Source organism: Epibacterium sp. ABV4_022 (genome assembly GCF_056159345.1).
The window spans coordinates 1,664,390-1,681,845 of sequence record NZ_JBSWVA010000001.1; the positions used below are offsets into that span (position 1 = coordinate 1,664,390).

Genomic DNA, 17,456 nt, shown 5'->3' on the forward strand with positions numbered 1-17,456 from the left:
ATTCCCGTCTGGACGCTATATGCGCCGGGAAATAAGGACATGCGTCCGCAGCCCTCCGGGCAGAAAGTCCGGATGTCCTCAGGTTTGGAGAATTTTGGAATGACAGTGCGGATCGACGCCACGGATCGGAAAATTCTGGCGGAACTGCAACGCGATGCGGGGCAATCCCTGGACGAAATCGCCAAGCAGGTGGGCAGTTCCAAGACGCCGGTGTGGAATCGTATCCGCAAGCTGCGCGAGGCTGGGGTGGTGGGCAATCAGACCATGATCCTCGATGCCGAGGCGCTGGGGTTCGAGGCCTGTTTCTTCGTGCTGATCCGCACTTCGGAGCACGAGGCCGACTGGCAGGCCGCGTTCCTCAAGGCGCTGCGCGAACGCCCCGAGGTGCAGGAGGCGCATCGGCTTGCCGGTGACATCGACTACATCCTCAAGGTCCGGGTCCGCAACGCGCGCGCCTATGACAAGTTCTATCAGGCGCTGATCTCCGAGGTGCGGGTGCACAATGTCACCGCGCTCCTGTCGATGGAGGAGATCAAATCCACCACCCATCTGCCGCTGGAGCAGATCCGGGTGGAGTGACCCGGGGGCGATCCGCAGCGCCAACCTGTGTATCGCAGCAAACTCTGACCGCCGCGTGACGAGGGCACGCCCGCGCGCCGTCGTGGGCGGCGCCGTGCCGCGCCCCTAGCTAGAGGGGCGAGCGCAGCACCAGTTGCCGCCCGTCCTCCAGTCGCCACGGCAGCTGATCCTTGTCGCTTGTGGCAGGCTGTACGCCAATGTCGGCCAGCAGATGCGGCGAGGTCTCTACCAATCTGTGCAGATCCTGTTCCGGAATCCTGACAACCGGCGCAGGTTTTCTCACGCCAAATCTCTCACGAATCCGGCGAAGCAGAGTTTGGACCCCGGAGCGTCTGCCCTGTACGGCCTGGGTGTTCAATAACGCTGTCATGGTCTCATCTCCCTGATCTCGGCGTCCGTGCTCTGGAAATACGGGGTCTGGGGGCTTGCGCGCAAATCAGTTAAATTCCATGATTGGATCAGGAAAGCTGATCCATAAGGGAGTGTCATGCGCCTGCCGCCGTTGAATGCCCTGCGCGCCTTCGAGGCCGCCGCCCGCCATCAGGGGTTCATCCAGGCGGCCGAAGAGCTGTTCGTGACCCGCGGTGCCATCAGCCGTCAGGTCAAGATCCTGGAGGATCACCTCGGGGTGGCGCTGTTTCACCGCCAGGCCCGCGGGGTGGAGCTGACCACCGCCGGGCGGCGGCTCTATCCGGTGCTGACCGAGGCGTTCCAGATGATGCAGCGGCAGGTCGAACAGATCGCCTCCGATGCCTCCGAGCTGCGGGTGATCTGCCCGCCAACCCTGTCGATCCGCTGGCTGCTGCCGCAGTTGGAAACGTTCCGGGCGGCCCATCCGGAGATCAAGCTGCGGCTGACCACCGATTTCTACAGCACCAAGGGGTTTGAGGCCGCCGAGTACGACCTTGGCATCTCCTTGCAGAACCGCCCCGGCCGGTCGGCGTCGCTCCAGGTACTGCCGCTGTTTGAAATGGTGCTGTCACCGGCCTGCGCGCCGGCGCTGCTGCAGGACCTGGCGGCGAAGGGACCTGCGGCGCTGGCGCAGCAGCGGCTGCTGCACGAGAGCCCGCGGCGCAGCGACTGGCCCACCTGGGTGCAGCATTTCGGCGTCGCGCAGGTCGACGCTACCGCCGGCGAGGTGTTTCCCAACCTCGACATGGCCACGCGCGCGGCGGTGATCGGGGCCGGTGTGGTGATGGCGGATCTGGTCCTCTGTGCCGAGGAGCTGGCGCGCGGCGACCTGGTGCTGCCCTTCCCGGAGATGACCTGCGGTACCCCGGATGGCGCCTATGCGCTGGTTGGCGAGGCGGAGAAATGGCACGACCCCAAGGTGGTGGCCTTTCGCGACTGGCTGATGGCGGGGCCCTGCGCGGCGGCGCTTTCGGCACTGCCGCAGTGACGGGACGCAGGCTGCGAAGGTGGGGGCGCTGCCCCCTCGGCGCGTTCGCGCCTCCCCCCCGAGGTATTTGGCAAAAGGCGAAAGAGACGCGCCGCGCCGCGTCAGCGGCGCCGGGCCCAACGGCGCAAGGGGATCTGTGATCCCCGCCGCGCGGGCGGGAGCGCCCCCGGCCGGGTTTGTCCTCAGCTGCGCGTCACCCACAGGCGGGTCAGCCCGTGGAAGTGATAGGTGTTGGAATAGACAGGCTGTTCCGCCAGCGTCAGCTCCGGGCAACGCGCAAACAGGATCGGCAGGGCAATCTCCATCTCCAACCGCGCCAGCGGCGCGCCGACACAGAAATGCAGCCCGCCGCCAAAGCTCTTGTTCACCTTGGGGGGGCGGGTCGGGTCAAACTGATCTGGGCGCGCCAGCGCCTCCGGATCGCGGTTGGCCGCCGCCAGCATCAGCGCCACCTGATCGCCGCGCTGGAAGGTGTGGCCGAGCACCTCGATCTCCTCATAGGCGTAGCGGGTAAACATATGCAGCGGCGGATCATAGCGCAGGATCTCCTCCACCAGCCCGCTGATGCCCTCGGGGGCCAGCCACTCGGGCGACCAGCCCTGTTCCAGCATCGTCTTCACCCCGTTGCCGAGCGAATGCACCGTGGCCTCGTGCCCGGCATTGAGCAGCAGGATGCAGGTGCCGATCAGTTCATCGGTGGAGAGGCTCTCGCCATCTTCTTCGGCCTGAATGAGCCGGGTGATCAGATCATCACCCGGTGTCTTGCGACGCTCGTCCACATAGTCGGTGAGAAAGGCAATGAACTCTTCGCTGGCCTTGGCGGCGGCATGTTCGGTCTCGATGGTTTTGGAGGCCTGATACATCGCCACCATCTTGTGCGACCAATCCAAAAGCTTCGGGGCCATGTCTTCCGGCACGCCGAGCAGACGACAGATCGCGATCACCGGCACCTGCGTGCAATAGGCGGTCAGCAGGTCAAAGGGCGCATCCTTGGGAAAGGCGTCAATCAGTTCGTGGCACAGCGTCTCCAGCCCCGGTGCCAGCGCCCTGATCTCGCGGCTGGTAAAGGCGCGCAGCACCAGCTTGCGCAGGCGTGTGTGCCGGGGCGGTTCCGCATCCAGCAAGGAATGTGCTTCGACCTGCAAGAAGGGCGCCAGATGGGCCGGGCCTTCGGTGGCCATCTCGGCGGGGATTTCGCGGCCAAAGCGGCGGTCGCGCAGCAGCATATGCACCGCGTCATGGCCAAAGGCCGCCACCATCTTGTAATCCTGCCAGTACCCGAGCTTGCCGGCCGCGCGCGCGGCGTCGTAAAACGGGTAGGGGTCCTGGACAAACGCCGGCTCGGTCGGGGATTGGATCAGTGTTTTCATGGCTATGGGTTTTTGCCGAGGTCTCTGGCCTTGGCAAGGGGGGCTTTGCTACTGTGGCGCAATGTTGAAAACACGTCACCCCCGTCTGGCCCTGATCCTGGGCGTTGCCATCGCCATTGCGCTGCTGTCGGCTGCGGTCTGGTCCTCGGGCTACCGGCAGGCGCTGACCGCCCTGGCAGAGCGCAGCGCATCCGATCTGGCGCTGGCCTCCGACCGGGTCAGCACGCAGTTGCAGATCTACCGCGAACAGGCGGTGCTGGTGGCGACCCATCCGGCGCTGCGGCGGCTGGATGAGCCGGTGGGCCGGCGCGCCGCCCAGGCGCTGCTGCGCGGGGTGGCGGATAAGACCGGTGCGCTCGACGTGTTCTATGCGGATGCGCAGGGGCAGGTGCTGGCCGCCGCCGAAGGGGTCACCGGCCCCAGCGTGGCCACCAGTGACTATTTCCGCCGCGCCATGCAGGGCGCCATGGGCACCGAGGCCCGGGTGCTGGCGGGCAGCGACCGGCGGGTCTATTTCTTTGCCGCGCCGGATTTCGGCCCCGATGGCCGGGTGCGCGGCACCCTGGTGGTGGCGGCGGATATCGAGCTGGTCGAGCAGACCTGGCGCGGCTCCTTGCCGGCGGTCTATTTCACCATCCGCGACGGGCAGGTGTTCATGTCGAACCACTCCGAACTGCTGTTCTGGCAGCGCGAGAGCACCCGTCCGGGTTTGCGCGCGGCGTCGGGCGCGCCGCAGCCGCTGCGGGTGCGCCACATCGGATCGCACGAGATCTGGCAGCAACGCTGGAGCCCCTATCTGCCCAACCAGGCGCTGCATCTGGGCATCGACCTGCCGGCGATCGACATGCAGGGCGAGATCCTGGTGGACATTGCCCCGGCGCGGCGGCTGGCGGCGCTTCAGACCATGGCAATGGCGGCGGTGGGGCTGGCGTTCGGCACGATCCTGTTCCTCGTGGCAGAGCGCCGCCGGACCCTGGCCGCCGCCAATGCGGAGCTGGAACAGCGCGTCGACACCCGCACCCGCGCTTTGTCGGAGGCCAACGTCCAGCTGCGCCGCGAGGTGCGCGAGCGCAAGGAGGCGGAAGCGGCACTGAAACAGGCGCAGGCCGAACTGGTGCAGGCCGACAAGCTCTCGGCGCTGGGGCAGATGTCGGCGGGCATCAGCCACGAGCTGAACCAGCCCTTGATGGCGATCCAGCAGTTTGCCGAGAACGGTCAGGCCTTTCTGGAGCGCGGAAAATCGGAGCGTGCGGGCGAGAACCTCACCCGCATCGCGCAGATGTCGGCGCGGATGGCCCGGATCATCAAGAACCTGCGCGCCTTTGCCCGCAACGAGAGCGAGCCGGTGGGCCGGGTCGATCTGGTGCAGGTGATCACTGCGGCGGTGGAACTGACAGAGACCCGGTTGCGCGACCATGACGTGACGCTTGACTGGCAACCGCCCGAGGCGGGCGCGATCTGGGTGCGTGGCGGCGAGGTGCGTCTGACGCAGGTGTTTGTGAACCTGATCAACAATGCGGTGGATGCGATGATGGGACAGGACGACCGCCTGGTTCGGATCGTCGTCAACGAGGGCAACCGACTGACGGTGACCGTGCAGGACATCGGCCCCGGTCTGAAACAGCCCGAAAAGGTGTTTGAACCGTTCTATTCCACCAAGGCGGTGGGCAGTTCCGAAGGCATGGGGCTGGGGCTGTCCATTTCCTACGGTCTGGTGCAAAGCTTTGGCGGCAACATCCGGGGCACCAACACCGAACATGGCGCCCTGTTCACGGTCGAACTGGACTACTGGAAAGAGGAAACCGCCGCATGATGCGCTCCCTGTCACCGCTGCCCACGCGCAAGGTCCTGCTGGTGGATGACGACGCCGCCGTGCGCGAGGCGCTGGGCCAGACGCTGGAACTGGCCGATCTGGACACGATGACGGCGGGGTCGTTTGTGGCCGCCAAGGATCACATCACCGCCGATTTCGACGGGGTGATCCTGTCGGACATGCGGATGCCGGGGCGCGACGGGTTCCACCTGCTGGACTACGCCCAGGGGGTGGATGCGGAGCTGCCCGTGGTGCTGCTGACCGGCGAAGGCGACATTCCGATGGCGGTCAAGGCGATGTCCGAAGGGGCGTTTGATTTCCTCGAAAAACCCTGCGAGGCGGCGACGCTGCTGGCGGTGCTGGAACGGGCGCTCAAGACCCGCGCACTGGTGCTGGAAAACCGCCGGCTGCAAACCCAGCTCGAAAGCGGCGATCCGGCGGCGCGGATGCTGTTCGGCTCTTCGCCACAGGCGCAGGAGCTGCGGGCGCGGGTGCGCTCTGTGGCGCCGACCGAGGCGGAGGTGCTGGTCTCCGGCCCGCCGGGCAGTGGCATTCCCAAGGTGGCCGAAGTGGTGCATCTGATGTCGCGTCGCGGGCAGGGGGCCTTTGTCAAACGTCCCGCCGCCGGGCTCACGCCCGAGGCGTTCGAGGAGCTGTGCCACCGCGCCGAGGGGGGATCGCTGTTCCTGGACGAGCTGTCGGCGATGCCCGAGGCGACGCAATTTGCGGTGCTGGAGCGGCTGGAGCAGGGCCCGGAGGTGCGCATCATCGGCGGCTCCTCCGCCGATCTGGCCGATCTTGTTGCGGCGGGAAAATTCAACGCCGACCTGTTCTACCGGCTCGATGTGATGCGGGTGCGCATCCCCGCGCTGGCAGAGCGGCGCGACGACATTCCGGTGCTGTTTCGCCACTATGTGAGCCAGGCCGCCGAACAGGCCGGGATCGAGGCGCCGGAAATCAGCGCCGACACCCTCGCCGGCCTGATGGCGCAGGATTGGCCCGGCAACGCGCGCTCGCTGATGTCGGCGGCGATGCGCTTTGTGCTTGGCATGCCGGAAGAGGTCTCCGAGGCCGCCGATCTGGGGCTGGCCGAGCAGATGGCACAGGTGGAGCGCTCGCTGCTGATCGCCGCGCTGGGCCGGCAGAACGGCAAGGCCTCTGCCGCCGCCGAGGCGCTGAAGCTGCCGCGCAAGACCTTCTATGACAAGCTCACGCGCTACGGGATTCGCCCCGAGGATTACCGGCGCTAACAGATGTGCGGTTTTTCGCACAATGCCCGGCACCCCATGTGCGGGATTTCGCACAGCCGCGCCGCACGGCCGTGTGCGTAACGCAAAGAACCTAGAATAACCGCAAGATAAGAAACAAAAAAACGGTTTGTTTGATCGATTCTCGAATCATCGCTTGAGCCTGTCTCCCCCATTGCCAATTCTACCTGCCAAGCCCCGGGCGCTGTTTCGGGGTTGGAGGACAAATTAGGATTCTTAGGGAGGATCACCATGAAGTTCCTGACTGCTGCCGCCACCGCAATGGCGCTGACCGTGACCGCTGGCGTGGCCCAGGCGGATGCCTGTGATGATGGCGAGATCGTCGTCAAGTTCAGCCATGTGACCAACACCGACAAGCACCCCAAGGGGATCGCGGCCTCGTTGCTGGAAAAGCGCGTGAACGAGGAAATGGACGGCACCATGTGCATGGTGGTCTATCCGAACTCCACGCTCTATGACGACAACAAGGTGCTGGAGGCGATGCTCCAGGGCGACGTGCAGCTGGCCGCGCCGTCCCTGTCGAAGTTCGAGAAATTCACCAAGCAGTTCCGCCTCTTCGACCTGCCGTTCATGTTCAAGAACATCGACGCCGTGGACGCGTTCCAGGCTTCTGAAAACGGTCAGGCGATGCTCGACAGCATGCAGCGCCGTGGTCTGCAAGGTCTGGGTTACTGGCACAATGGCATGAAGCAGATGTCGGCCAACAAGCCGCTATTGCTGCCCGAAGATGCCAATGGTCTGAAGTTCCGCGTGCAATCCTCTGACGTGCTGGTTGCGCAGATGGAAGCGATCGGCGGCAGCCCGCAGAAAATGGCGTTTTCCGAGGTCTATGGCGCGCTGCAGCAGGGTGTTGTGGACGGTCAGGAAAACACTTGGTCCAACATCTACGGCAAGAAATTCTTCGAGGTGCAGGACGGTGTGACCGAAACCAACCACGGGGTGCTGGACTATCTGGTGGTGGCCTCCGTCGACTGGCTCGACAGCCTCGACCCGGAGGTGCGCGACCAGTTCATGACCATCATGGATGAGGTCACCGCAACCCGGAACGCCGAATCCACCAAGGTCAACAACGAAGCCAAACAGGCGATCGTCGAGGCCGGCGGCACCGTGCGTCAGCTGAGCCCGGAACAGCGTCAGGCCTGGGTCGACGTGATGAAGCCGGTGTGGGAGCAATTCGCCGGTGACGTGGGTCAGGACATGATCGACGCGGCGCAATCCATCAACGCCGGGCTGTAATCCGGCCCGCCTGATCCGCTGCCACGCTCCGGGGCCCGCGATACGGCCCCGGACCCCGCGGCGGTCAGGTCCGAGACATCGACGAGAGCGCGCACCACCGGGCGCTCCGTCAGACTGGCGGCAGTGATTTTCCTGCCGCGCTTTTTTCCAAAAAACTGGGGAGACGACCATGTCGGGGGCAAGAACCGGCCCAACGGGGTTCATCCATTCGCTTGAAGAGACGCTGATCGCGCTGCTCCTGGGGTTCATGACACTCCTGACCTTTGCCAATGTGATCGCGCGCTATGTGTTCAATTCCAATATCCTCTGGGCGCTGGAGGTCACCGTGTTCCTCTTTGCCTGGCTGGTGCTGCTGGGCGCGTCCTATGCGGTCAAGGTGCATGCGCATCTGGGGGTCGACGCGATCGTCAACATGCTGCCGGCAAGCGCCCGTCGCACGCTGGGCCTGATTGCCGCGACCGCCTGCATCGTGTTTTCGCTGCTGATGCTGAAGGGGGCCTATGACTACTGGGCGGTGTTTGCCGACCTGCCGCCGACCTCGGGCCGCTGGTTCCCCACCGGGTTTGACACCGGCGCGCGCAGCCAGAGCTTTTACGAGGTGCAGGACGTGCCGATGATCGGGGTGCTGCGGTTCCTTGAGGATCTCATCAACTACGGCGAGTCCTACGAAAAGCTGCCCAAGGTGGTGCCCTATCTGGTGCTGCCGCTGTCGATGCTGTTGCTGGTGCTGCGGTTTTTCCAGGCGGCGCTGCAAATCCTGCGCGGTCAGGCGGATCGCCTGGTTGCAAGTCACGAAGTCGAAGACGAACTCGAAGCGGTTCGCGCTCAACAGGGAGAGCATGACTGATGGAAGTTGTCCTTCTTTTTGCACTCGTCATTGGTCTGCTGCTGATCGGGGTGCCGATCGCGGTGTCGCTGGGGCTGTCCTCGACCCTGTTCCTGCTGTTTTATTCCGACAGCTCTCTGGCCTCGGTGGCGGGCACGCTGTTCCAGGCCTTCGAGGGGCATTTCACCCTGCTGGCGATCCCCTTCTTCATCCTGGCCTCCAGTTTCATGACCACGGGCGGCGTGGCGCGGCGGATCATCCGCTTCTCCATCGCCTGCGTCGGTCACCTGCCGGGCGGTCTGGCCATTGCAGGCGTCTTTGCCTGTATGCTGTTTGCGGCGCTCTCGGGGTCCTCTCCGGCCACCGTTGTGGCGATCGGCTCGATCGTGATCGCGGGCATGCGCCAGGTGGGTTATTCCAAGGAGTTCGCCGCCGGGGTGATCTGTAACGCCGGCACGCTTGGCATCCTGATCCCGCCCTCCATCGTGATGGTGGTCTATGCGGCGGCGGTCGAGGTTTCGGTCGGGCGGATGTTCCTTGCCGGTGTCATTCCGGGCCTGATGGCGGGGCTGATGCTGATGGTGACCATCTATGTGATGGCCAAGGTCAAGAACCTGCCCAAGGGCGACTGGAACGGCTGGAGCGAGGTCTTTGCCTCTGCCCGCGAGGCCGGCTGGGGCCTGTTCCTGATCGTCATCATCCTCGGCGGCATCTATGGCGGCATCTTCACCCCGACCGAAGCGGCGGCGGTGGCGGCGGTCTATGCCTTCCTGATCGCCTGTTTCGTCTACAAGGACATGGGGCCGCTGTCGAACGGCGAGGGCGCGGCCAAGACCTCGCTCCTGAAGATGCCGCAGGCGCTGATCACCGCCTTTGTGCATCCCGACACCAAACACACGCTGTTCGAGGCCGGCAAGCTGACCGTGACGCTCTTGTTCGTGATCGCCAATGCGCTGATCCTGAAGCACGTGCTGACCGACGAGCAGGTGCCGCAGCATATCGCCAATGCGATGCTGTCGGCGGGCTTTGGTCCGGTGATGTTCCTGATCGTGGTCAATGTGATCCTGCTGATCGGTGGCCAGTTCATGGAGCCCTCGGGGCTTCTGGTGATCGTGGCGCCGCTGGTGTTCCCGATCGCCATCGAGCTGGGCATCGATCCGATCCATCTGGGCATCATCATGGTGGTGAACATGGAGATCGGCATGATTACACCGCCGGTGGGGCTGAACCTCTTTGTCACCTCGGGCGTGGCGGGCATGCCGATGATGGGCGTGGTGCGGGCGGCGCTGCCGTTCCTTGCGGTGCTCTTCGTGTTCCTGATCATGATCACCTATATCCCCTGGCTGTCGACGGTGCTGCCAAATGCGATCATGGGGCCGGAGATCATAACCAACTGATCCGATGTCTGAAAAGATGTCTGAAAAACGGAAAAGCGCCCGGGGAGTGTCCTCCCCGGGCGCTTTGCTTTTTTGCTGGTGTCAGGGGCGCTGCCCCTCTTGGCCTGGCGGCCAATTCACCCCGAGATATTTGGGAAAAGATGAAGGAGGGCCAGCTCAGCTGGCGCCAAGCGCGGCGATGATCGGCTTGAAATCCGCAGCTTTCAGGCTTGCGCCGCCGACCAGGGCCCCGTCGACGTTGGAGACGGCAAAGATCTCTGCCGCATTGCCCGGTTTCACCGAGCCGCCATAGAGCAGCGGGATGTCGGCGCCGGCATCGCCATAGCGCTGGGTCAGCGCGTCGCGCAGCGCATCATGCACCTCGGCGATCTGATCGGGGGTCGGCACCTTGCCGGTGCCGATCGCCCAGACCGGCTCATAGGCCACCACGGTGTTGTCGGCGGTGACGCTGTCGGGCAGGGAGCCGGCCAGCTGCATGCAGACCACTTGCAGGGTGGAGCCGGCCTCGCGGTCCTCCAGCGTTTCCCCGACGCAGACCACGGCGGTCAGATCGGCGGCAAAGGCGGCTTCGGTCTTGGCCCGCACCACCTCGTCGCTCTCGCTATGGTCGCTGCGGCGTTCGGAGTGGCCGAGGATCACGTAGCTGGCGCCCGCGTCGCGGAGCATCGGAGCGCTGATGTCGCCGGTATGAGCGCCGGAGGTCTCCGCATGGCAGTCCTGGCCGCCGAGGCGGACCGCACCGGCCAGCGCCGCCGCGCGCGAGAGCAACGTGGCGGGCGGGCAGATCAGCACCTCGACCCCTTGGGGCAGGTCCGCCTCGGCCAGAGCTTCCAGCTCTGCCAGGTTGTCGCCGGTGCCGTTCATCTTCCAGTTGCCTGCCGCGAGTTTGCGCGCCATGTCGCCCCCCATGTGTTGTTCCATACTATTGTCATCACAGGTGGTAGCACCGGGGCGCGAGGCGGGCAATCACCGCCGCACCGGACAGCAAAAAAGGGCGGCGCATGGCCACCCTTCTGATCCGGACGATACGGGATGTGCGGCGGTTACTCGCCCACCTTGAAGCTGATCGATTCACCGCAGCCGCAGGCCTCAGAGACGTTGGGGTTGTTGAACTTGAAGCTCGACTCCAACAGTGTGGTCTCATAGTCGATCTCGGTGCCGAACAGGAACATCTGCGCCATCGGGGCGATCAGCACCCGGGCACCATCCTGTTCCACCACCTCGTCATTGGGGTCGGCGGCGTCGACATATTCCATGGTGTATTCCATGCCCGCACAGCCGCCTTTCTTGATGCCGATGCGCAGACCGGCATGGCCCGCCTTCTCCATCAGTCTGGAGATCTGCGCGGCGGCGCGGGGGGTCATGGTGACAGCTTGCTTGCCGGGAATGGCGAACATGGGAAGGCTCCGTTTTCTGTTACCCTGTAACCTAGGGGGGGCGAGGCGGCGCATCAAGGGGCGACCATCGGCAGGGCCGTGGTCAGCGCGGGGGGCAGGGGGCGTGCGATCACGATGCCGCGACCGCACAGGGCGCACAGGGCGCCGTTACATAAAGCCCAGTTCCAGCCGGGCCTCGTCCGACATCATGTCCATGCCCCAAGGCGGCTCCCAGGTCATTTCCACATCGACGCTCTTGACCCCGGGCACCGGAGAAATCGCATCGACGATCCAGCCGGGCATTTCACCCGCCACCGGACAGCCGGGGGCAGTCAGGGTCATAATGATCTTCACGTCGTTTTCATCCGAAATTTCAACGGTGTAGATCAGCCCCAGCTCGTAGATGTTCACCGGGATTTCCGGGTCATAGACGGTGCGGCAGGCATCGACCACCGGCTCGTAGAGCGGATGGGACACGGAGGAGGGCGCGATCAGCGGGGCGCCTTCAAGCGGTTCGGATGCGTCGGTCATTCAAGCCTCGGTCAGTTATCTGACGGTTTATATAGGAAACATGGCAGGCGGGGTCCAGTGGGCGTGCCGCCGCGGCGGTCAGATCACCCGCGCTGCGGTTCAGTCGTTGATGTCGGTGTCGAAGGTCTTGACCTGGCCCTTGGGCAGCGCGAACAGGCGTTTCAGGATCAGCCAGGCCGCCAGCGACAGGGCGGCAAAGATCAGCAGCAAAAGCGGCAGCGACACCTTCAGCGACATCAGGAGCAGCACCGCCACGCAGGTGGCGCCGATGGCAAAGCCGAGGAAGATGAACCCCGGCAGCAGGATCTCGGCAATCCCCAGCAGCAGCGCAAAGGCGCCCCAGATCCACCACAGTGACCAGAGCGCGCCCATCATTTGCCCTTCAGCATCTTGAAGGCATCGCCAAAGGCCTCGATCGCCTGGGCGGGCACGATGATGGTCTGCTTGCCGTCGCCGTTGCCAAGGGCATTGAGCGCCTCGACCTGTTTCAGCGCCACCTGATACTGCGCCGCCGACAGGCCGTTGTCGGCGATCGCCTTGGCGACGACCTCGGTGGCAAAGGCCTCGGCCTCGGCCTGAATGCGGCGGGCCTTGGCGGTCTGCTCGGCGGCATAGAGCTCCGCATCGGCAGAGAGTTCCACCGCGCGTTTCTTGCCCTCGGCCTCGGTGACCTGGGCGCGGCGGGCGCGTTCGGCATTGAGCTGTTGCAGCATCGCGTCGCGGGTGGCCTGGTCGAGGTTCACATCGAGGATCTCGGCGCGGGTCACTTCGATGCCCCAGTCATCCACCGCGCTTTCGACGCTGTGCTTGATCTCGGCAATCAGCTGCGAGCGGTTGGATTGCACCTCGTCCAGATCCATCTTGCCGATCTCGGCGCGCACGATGCCCGCCACGGTGGTGGAAATCGCCCCATCCACATCGCGGATGCGGTAGACGGTCTTTTCCGGTTCGAGAATGCGGTAGAACACCGAGGTGTCGATCTCCACCAGCACGTTGTCGCGGGTGATCGCGTCCTGGCTGGCGTTGGGCAGCTGACGTTCCAGGATGGAGACCTTGTGGCGCACAACATCCAGAAATGGAACGATAAAATTGATGCCCGGACCAAGCACGGATTTCAGCCGGCCAAAGCGTTCGACCACGAATTTCTCCGACTGGGGCACGATGCGCACCCCTTTGAAGATCACGATGACGAGGAAGACCGCCCCGAGGATATACAGCAAGCCGCCAGAGAGGGCGTCGATGATCTCTTGTTCGTTCATGGGAAAAATCCGGCTATGACATGGTGTTGGGAGGCACCGTCCCTGCTGGGCCGGGGCGGGTCAAGGGGAAAGCCGCTGCCGGGCGCCCCTTCCGTCATTCGGCGGCATCCCCCAGCGCCTTGCGGCTGCGCAGGGGCATGGGGCGCACGTTGGCCTCGATCTCGTCATGGATCAGGGACGCGATGTCCTTTTTCGAGGTCTTCTCGATCCCCTCCAGCCCCGGCGAGGAATTGACCTCCAGCACCTTGGGCCCGGATTCCGAGCGCAGCAGGTCCACCCCCGCCACGCCAAGGCCAAAGCAGCGCGCGGCCCGGATCGCGGTGGAGCGTTCCTCCTTGGTGATGCGCACCGACACGGCGCTGCCGCCCAGATGCAGGTTGGAGCGGAAATCGCCCTCCGCACCGGAGCGTTTCATCGCCGCCACCACCTTGGAGCCGATCACAAGGCAGCGAATGTCGACGCCGGCGGCCTCCTTGACGAACTGCTGCACCAGAAAGTTGGCCTTGAGGCCGCGAAAGGCGGTGATGACGGAGTCTGCCGCCTTCTTGGTTTCCGCCAGCACCACGCCCTTGCCCTGGGTGCTTTCCAGGAGCTTCACGATCAGGGGGGCGCCGCCAACGATGTCGATCAGCGCCGACGTGTCCTTGGGCGAGGCGGCGAAGGCGGTGGGCGGCATGCCGATCTTGTGACGCGCCAGCATCTGATGCGCATGCAGCTTGTCGCGGCTGGCGGTGATGCCGGCGCTGCCGTTGACGCAATAGGTGCCGATGGTCTCGAACTGGCGCAGGAGCGCGGTGCCATATTGGGTGATCGAGGCACCGATGCGCGGGATCACCGCATCATAGCGGGGCAGGCGCTTGCCGTCATAGTGGATCTCGGGCGACAGCGAGTTGATCGACATGTAGCAGCGGGTGGTGTCGATCACCTCGACCGAATGGCCGCGTTTCTCGCCCTCTTCGACCAGGCGGCGGGTGGAATAATTGTCCTCGCGGCTCAGCACGGCAATGCGCAGCGCCCGGTTCGGCGCCTTCTTGCGGATCGCGGGGGTGGCATAGACGGAATAGTCCAGCTCCGGCTGGCAATAGCGTTCGGAGGGCACGATGGAGATATTGTCGCTCAGCGCCTGACGCCCCAGCAGCATATGCAGCGCCATGCCGCGCCGGTCGGTCAGCGTCACCTCCACCGGCCAGGTGACACCGCCGATTTCCAGCGTGGTCTCGATCACGCAGCGCAGCTCGCGATCCCCGTTGGAGGAGGTCACCTCGCGCCGGTCCTTCAGCTGGGCCGAACAGGGGATCAGCAGATCGTCCCGACCCGGGATCGGATGCACGGTAAAGCGCACCTTGGGCGCTTTTGACGGCCCGAAGGTCTCGATATCGGTGGCATGAAGCGCCGAGGTCCGGGCGCCGGTATCAACCTTGGCGCGCAGGGCGGGCAGGCCGAGTTCGGGCAATTTGACCCATTCCTCCCAGCCGAGACGCAGATTCTGGTTCGGGTCATCTGTGGACATGGGGGCGCCTCCTTGGCATTAGGGGTGAATCACCGCCGGGGCGGTGCGCAGACTGACGCAGGAACATGAGATGGCAGAGCTTTTCAACTTTGAAATGACAGCAACGGATGGCAAGGCGCGGACAGGTGTCATTCACACACCGCGTGGCGATATCCGCACCCCTGCCTTCATGCCCGTCGGCACTGCGGCGACGGTCAAGGCGATGATGCCCGAAAGCGTGCGCGCCACCGGTGCTGACATTCTGCTGGGCAATACCTACCATCTGATGCTGCGCCCCACCGCCGAGCGGATCGACCGCTTGGGGGGCTTGCACAAGTTCATGAACTGGGACCGGCCGATCCTGACGGACTCGGGCGGTTTTCAGGTGATGTCGCTGGCGGGGCTGCGCAAGCTCACCGAAAAGGGCGTGACCTTCAAATCCCACATTGACGGCTCGCGGCACGAGCTGACGCCGGAACGCTCGATGGAGATCCAGCGGCTGTTGGGGTCCGACATCGTGATGTGTTTTGACGAATGCCCTGCGCTGCCCGCCGACCGCGACCGCATCGCCGAGAGCATGCGCCTGTCGATGCGATGGGCGGAACGCTCGCGCGAGGCTTTTGGCGACCGGCCGGGCCATGCGCTCTTTGGCATTCAGCAGGGCGGTCTGGAACAGGATTTCCGCGAGGAAAGCGCCGAAGCTCTCACCAAGATCGGCTTTGACGGCTACGCCGTGGGCGGCCTTGCGGTGGGCGAAGGACAAGAGGCGATGTTTGGCTGTCTTGACTATGCGCTCGACATGCTGCCGGTGGACAAGCCGCGCTACCTGATGGGTGTGGGCAAGCCCGACGACATCGTCGGCGCGGTGGCCCGGGGCATCGACATGATGGATTGCGTGCTGCCCTCGCGCTCTGGTCGTACCGGGCAGGCGTTTACCCGTCACGGCGTGGTCAATATCAAGAACGCCCGCCATCAGGACGACCCGCGCCCGCTGGACGAAAACTGCAGCTGTCCGGCGTGCAGCAACTATTCGCGCGCCTATCTGCACCACGTGTTCCGGTCGAACGAGATGATCTCCGGCATGCTTCTGACATGGCACAACCTGCATTACTTTCAGGACATCATGGCGGGCATGCGCGAGTCAATCGCGGCGGGCACATTTGACGCCTGGCAGAAGACCTTTCACGACATGCGTGCCCAAGGTGACATCGAACCCCTGTGACCCCCTGTGAGGCACGCAGCGCGGAAGGCGCCGCCTGTCCTGCGGGGCTTGATGGCGATGCGGCAGCACATTTTATTGTGAACAGAACCGGGCCACCTCTAGGGGTGGCCCTTTAGCGTTTTGATAGTACGCGCCTTTTTCCGAAATCCGTTTGGGGGTGCCGGCAGAAATACGGGGATGTTTCTGCGCCCCGAAACATTCTTGTGGCTGGAGGGTTGAAAGGCGGAGAGGGCATGCTCAGTTCTTGTGGGGCAACGTTCCCGTTGCTGGATACTTTGAGCGAAGGATACTCCCCGTGAGCCAGAACCCCGTGAGCCAGAACCTGTTTGCCGCAACCACCGCCGGTGCCCTTGAGTTGACAAATCGCGTGGTGATGGCGCCGCTGACGCGCAACCGCGCCGACGACAGCACCGGAGAGGTGCTCGACCGTCACGTCGAATACTATGCCCAACGCGCCAGCGCCGGTCTGATCATCACCGAAGGCAGCCAGATCAGCGCCGAGGCCAAAGGCTATATCCAGACCCCCGGCATCCACACCGCCGCGCAGGCTGCCGCATGGCGCAAGGTCACTGATGCGGTGCATGCCAAGGGCGGCAAGATCGTGATCCAACTGTGGCACGTGGGGCGGATCACCCATGACTCGTTGCTGCCCGAGGGGGTGAAGGCTGTCGGCCCCACCGATCAGGCGGCGGAGGCGCAGACCTTTACCCATGCCGGTTTTGAACCCACCGCGACGCCCGAGGCGCTGACCGTTGCAGGCATTCAGCGCGTGATCGAAGATTACGTTCAGGCCGCAAAATACGCCAAAGAGGCAGGATTTGACGGCGTCGAGCTGCATGCCGCCAATGGCTATCTGCTGGAACAATTCCTCAAGGATGGGGTCAACACCCGCAGTGATGCCTATGGCGGCTCGGCAGAAAACCGGGCGCGTTTCCTGTTTGAGGTCTTGGATGCATTGACCACCGTCTGGGAGCCGGGGCGCATTGGCCTGCGGCTGTCGCCCTTTGCCAGCTTTAACGATGTCTCCGACAGCGACCCGGTGGCCCATTACACCCCGGTGATCGAGCGGCTGAACACCTATGATCTGGCCTATCTGCACCTGATCGAAGGCGACACCGGCGGCGCGCGCGAGGGGGATTTTGAGACCCTGCGCCAGCTTTATACCGGAACCTATATGGCCAATAACGGCTATGACCGCGAGACGGCCCTGGCCCGGACCCAAAGCGGCGCGGTGGATCTGGTGGCCTTTGGGCGGCCCTTCATATCCAACCCGGATCTGGTGGCGCGGCTGAAGGCGGACGCTCCACTGGCGGAAGGCGATCAAGCGACCTTTTATGGCGGTGGAGACGAAGGGTTCACCGACTATCCGACGCTGGAACTTCAGGCGGCGGAATAAGGCTCGACCTCCGGCCGGATCACCTTAGCTATACCAATGCAGGCGGGGAAACCCGCCTGCGGACCCACAACGATTTGCGCCCGCTTGATGGCGACAGAGCGGCGTCGACCAAAGATGTTAGGTCTTTGCTCACCGTTTCACCATTTGCGCCCTTGTGGTCAGGTCAGGCACGAGTCATTCTGGCAGCCAACGTTTGAGGCAAGGCGGTTGAATATCTCGACCCGCCTGACCAGATTAATAATCCGAGTGAGGAGACGACCGCGGTTGCCGTGAAACGGGGCCTGGCCGTCTTGCT

General features: G+C 64.2%; 17 protein-coding genes. 9 read left to right on the plus strand and 8 right to left on the minus strand.

What is annotated here, in order from left to right:
• Positions 1-99: 99 nt before the first annotated feature.
• Positions 100-579 (plus strand): Lrp/AsnC family transcriptional regulator, encoded by a 480-nt coding sequence (locus ACXAF5_RS07910; RefSeq protein WP_239323417.1) that lies wholly within the window; start codon positions 100-102, stop codon positions 577-579.
• Between the two features lie 109 nt (positions 580-688).
• On the opposite strand, the gene ACXAF5_RS07915 is transcribed toward ACXAF5_RS07910, so the two are convergent.
• Positions 689-862, minus strand: a complete 174-nt coding sequence (locus ACXAF5_RS07915; RefSeq protein WP_474946181.1) for a hypothetical protein — start codon at positions 860-862, stop codon at positions 689-691.
• Between the two features lie 204 nt (positions 863-1,066).
• On the opposite strand from ACXAF5_RS07915, the gene ACXAF5_RS07920 reads away from it, so the two are divergent.
• Positions 1,067-1,978, plus strand: a complete 912-nt coding sequence (locus tag ACXAF5_RS07920; protein ID WP_474946182.1) for a LysR substrate-binding domain-containing protein — start codon at positions 1,067-1,069, stop codon at positions 1,976-1,978.
• A gap of 182 nt (positions 1,979-2,160) precedes the next feature.
• On the opposite strand, the gene ACXAF5_RS07925 is transcribed toward ACXAF5_RS07920, so the two are convergent.
• The gene (locus ACXAF5_RS07925; RefSeq protein WP_474946183.1) at positions 2,161-3,348 is read right to left on the minus strand and encodes a cytochrome P450; all 1,188 of its coding nucleotides are present in this window, start codon (positions 3,346-3,348) and stop codon (positions 2,161-2,163) included.
• 61 nt (positions 3,349-3,409) lie between these two features.
• Between ACXAF5_RS07925 and ACXAF5_RS07930 the strand changes: the two genes are divergently transcribed.
• From ACXAF5_RS07930 to ACXAF5_RS07950, 5 genes are all read left to right on the plus strand, one after another.
• Positions 3,410-5,161, plus strand: a complete 1,752-nt coding sequence (locus ACXAF5_RS07930; RefSeq protein ID WP_474946184.1) for an ATP-binding protein — start codon at positions 3,410-3,412, stop codon at positions 5,159-5,161.
• On the plus strand, positions 5,158-6,411 hold the full coding sequence (locus ACXAF5_RS07935) for a sigma-54-dependent transcriptional regulator (protein ID WP_239323422.1): 1,254 nt from the start codon (positions 5,158-5,160) through the stop codon (positions 6,409-6,411). Before ACXAF5_RS07930 ends, ACXAF5_RS07935 begins: the two co-directional genes overlap by 4 nt.
• Before the next feature lie 249 nt (positions 6,412-6,660).
• The gene (locus tag ACXAF5_RS07940; protein WP_239367582.1) at positions 6,661-7,665 is read left to right on the plus strand and encodes a DctP family TRAP transporter solute-binding subunit; all 1,005 of its coding nucleotides are present in this window, start codon (positions 6,661-6,663) and stop codon (positions 7,663-7,665) included.
• Positions 7,666-7,834: 169 nt separating this feature from the next.
• Positions 7,835-8,512: a TRAP transporter small permease gene (locus ACXAF5_RS07945; protein ID WP_239323424.1), complete on the plus strand. Its 678-nt coding sequence runs from the start codon at positions 7,835-7,837 to the stop codon at positions 8,510-8,512.
• A complete protein-coding gene (locus ACXAF5_RS07950) occupies positions 8,512-9,888 on the plus strand; it encodes a TRAP transporter large permease (protein ID WP_239323425.1) in 1,377 nt (458 codons plus the stop codon). Before ACXAF5_RS07945 ends, ACXAF5_RS07950 begins: the two co-directional genes overlap by 1 nt.
• A 156-nt stretch (positions 9,889-10,044) precedes the next feature.
• On the opposite strand, the gene tpiA is transcribed toward ACXAF5_RS07950, so the two are convergent.
• The 6 genes from tpiA to rimK form a co-directional block, all read right to left on the minus strand.
• Positions 10,045-10,785: a triose-phosphate isomerase gene (tpiA, locus tag ACXAF5_RS07955; RefSeq protein ID WP_474946185.1), complete on the minus strand. Its 741-nt coding sequence runs from the start codon at positions 10,783-10,785 to the stop codon at positions 10,045-10,047.
• Between the two features lie 146 nt (positions 10,786-10,931).
• Complete coding sequence (locus ACXAF5_RS07960; protein WP_474946186.1) at positions 10,932-11,285, minus strand: HesB/IscA family protein; 354 nt, start codon at positions 11,283-11,285, stop codon at positions 10,932-10,934.
• A 147-nt stretch (positions 11,286-11,432) separates the two neighbouring features.
• Positions 11,433-11,795 carry an SUF system Fe-S cluster assembly protein gene (locus ACXAF5_RS07965; protein ID WP_239323428.1) on the minus strand — a complete coding sequence of 121 codons (363 nt, stop codon included), beginning with the start codon at positions 11,793-11,795 and terminating at the stop codon, positions 11,433-11,435.
• Positions 11,796-11,894: 99 nt separating this feature from the next.
• A complete protein-coding gene (locus ACXAF5_RS07970) occupies positions 11,895-12,167 on the minus strand; it encodes an NfeD family protein (RefSeq protein WP_474946187.1) in 273 nt (90 codons plus the stop codon).
• Positions 12,167-13,054 carry an SPFH domain-containing protein gene (locus ACXAF5_RS07975; RefSeq protein ID WP_239323429.1) on the minus strand — a complete coding sequence of 296 codons (888 nt, stop codon included), beginning with the start codon at positions 13,052-13,054 and terminating at the stop codon, positions 12,167-12,169. The genes ACXAF5_RS07970 and ACXAF5_RS07975 overlap by 1 nt, the downstream gene beginning before the upstream one ends.
• A gap of 94 nt (positions 13,055-13,148) precedes the next feature.
• Positions 13,149-14,564, minus strand: a complete 1,416-nt coding sequence (rimK, locus tag ACXAF5_RS07980) for a 30S ribosomal protein S6--L-glutamate ligase (RefSeq protein WP_239323430.1) — start codon at positions 14,562-14,564, stop codon at positions 13,149-13,151.
• A gap of 70 nt (positions 14,565-14,634) precedes the next feature.
• Between rimK and tgt the strand changes: the two genes are divergently transcribed.
• Both tgt and ACXAF5_RS07990 read left to right on the plus strand, forming a co-directional pair.
• Positions 14,635-15,765, plus strand: a complete 1,131-nt coding sequence (gene tgt / locus ACXAF5_RS07985) for a tRNA guanosine(34) transglycosylase Tgt (RefSeq protein WP_474946188.1) — start codon at positions 14,635-14,637, stop codon at positions 15,763-15,765.
• Between the two features lie 295 nt (positions 15,766-16,060).
• Entirely contained in the window at positions 16,061-17,161 is a 1,101-nt protein-coding gene (locus ACXAF5_RS07990; RefSeq protein ID WP_474946189.1) for an alkene reductase, read from the plus strand.
• Positions 17,162-17,456: the final 295 nt, after the last annotated feature.

Excerpts from the sequence above, each read along its gene's own strand:
- ACXAF5_RS07940 (WP_239367582.1), top strand. The coding sequence starts at position 6,661 with ATGAAGTTCCTGACTGCTGCCGCCACCGCAATGGCGCTGACCGTGACC.
- ACXAF5_RS07920 (WP_474946182.1), top strand. The coding sequence starts at position 1,067 with ATGCGCCTGCCGCCGTTGAATGCCCTGCGCGCCTTCGAGGCCGCCGCC.
- ACXAF5_RS07935 (WP_239323422.1), top strand. The coding sequence starts at position 5,158 with ATGATGCGCTCCCTGTCACCGCTGCCCACGCGCAAGGTCCTGCTGGTG.
- tpiA (WP_474946185.1), bottom strand. The coding sequence starts at position 10,785 with ATGGCGCGCAAACTCGCGGCAGGCAACTGGAAGATGAACGGCACCGGC.
- rimK (WP_239323430.1), bottom strand. The coding sequence starts at position 14,564 with ATGTCCACAGATGACCCGAACCAGAATCTGCGTCTCGGCTGGGAGGAA.
- ACXAF5_RS07925 (WP_474946183.1), bottom strand. The coding sequence starts at position 3,348 with ATGAAAACACTGATCCAATCCCCGACCGAGCCGGCGTTTGTCCAGGAC.
- ACXAF5_RS07960 (WP_474946186.1), bottom strand. The coding sequence starts at position 11,285 with ATGTTCGCCATTCCCGGCAAGCAAGCTGTCACCATGACCCCCCGCGCC.
- ACXAF5_RS07975 (WP_239323429.1), bottom strand. The coding sequence starts at position 13,054 with ATGAACGAACAAGAGATCATCGACGCCCTCTCTGGCGGCTTGCTGTAT.
- tgt (WP_474946188.1), top strand. The coding sequence starts at position 14,635 with ATGGCAGAGCTTTTCAACTTTGAAATGACAGCAACGGATGGCAAGGCG.
- ACXAF5_RS07945 (WP_239323424.1), top strand. The coding sequence starts at position 7,835 with ATGTCGGGGGCAAGAACCGGCCCAACGGGGTTCATCCATTCGCTTGAA.
- ACXAF5_RS07965 (WP_239323428.1), bottom strand. The coding sequence starts at position 11,795 with ATGACCGACGCATCCGAACCGCTTGAAGGCGCCCCGCTGATCGCGCCC.
- ACXAF5_RS07930 (WP_474946184.1), top strand. The coding sequence starts at position 3,410 with ATGTTGAAAACACGTCACCCCCGTCTGGCCCTGATCCTGGGCGTTGCC.
- ACXAF5_RS07910 (WP_239323417.1), top strand. The coding sequence starts at position 100 with ATGACAGTGCGGATCGACGCCACGGATCGGAAAATTCTGGCGGAACTG.
- ACXAF5_RS07970 (WP_474946187.1), bottom strand. The coding sequence starts at position 12,167 with ATGGGCGCGCTCTGGTCACTGTGGTGGATCTGGGGCGCCTTTGCGCTG.
- ACXAF5_RS07950 (WP_239323425.1), top strand. The coding sequence starts at position 8,512 with ATGGAAGTTGTCCTTCTTTTTGCACTCGTCATTGGTCTGCTGCTGATC.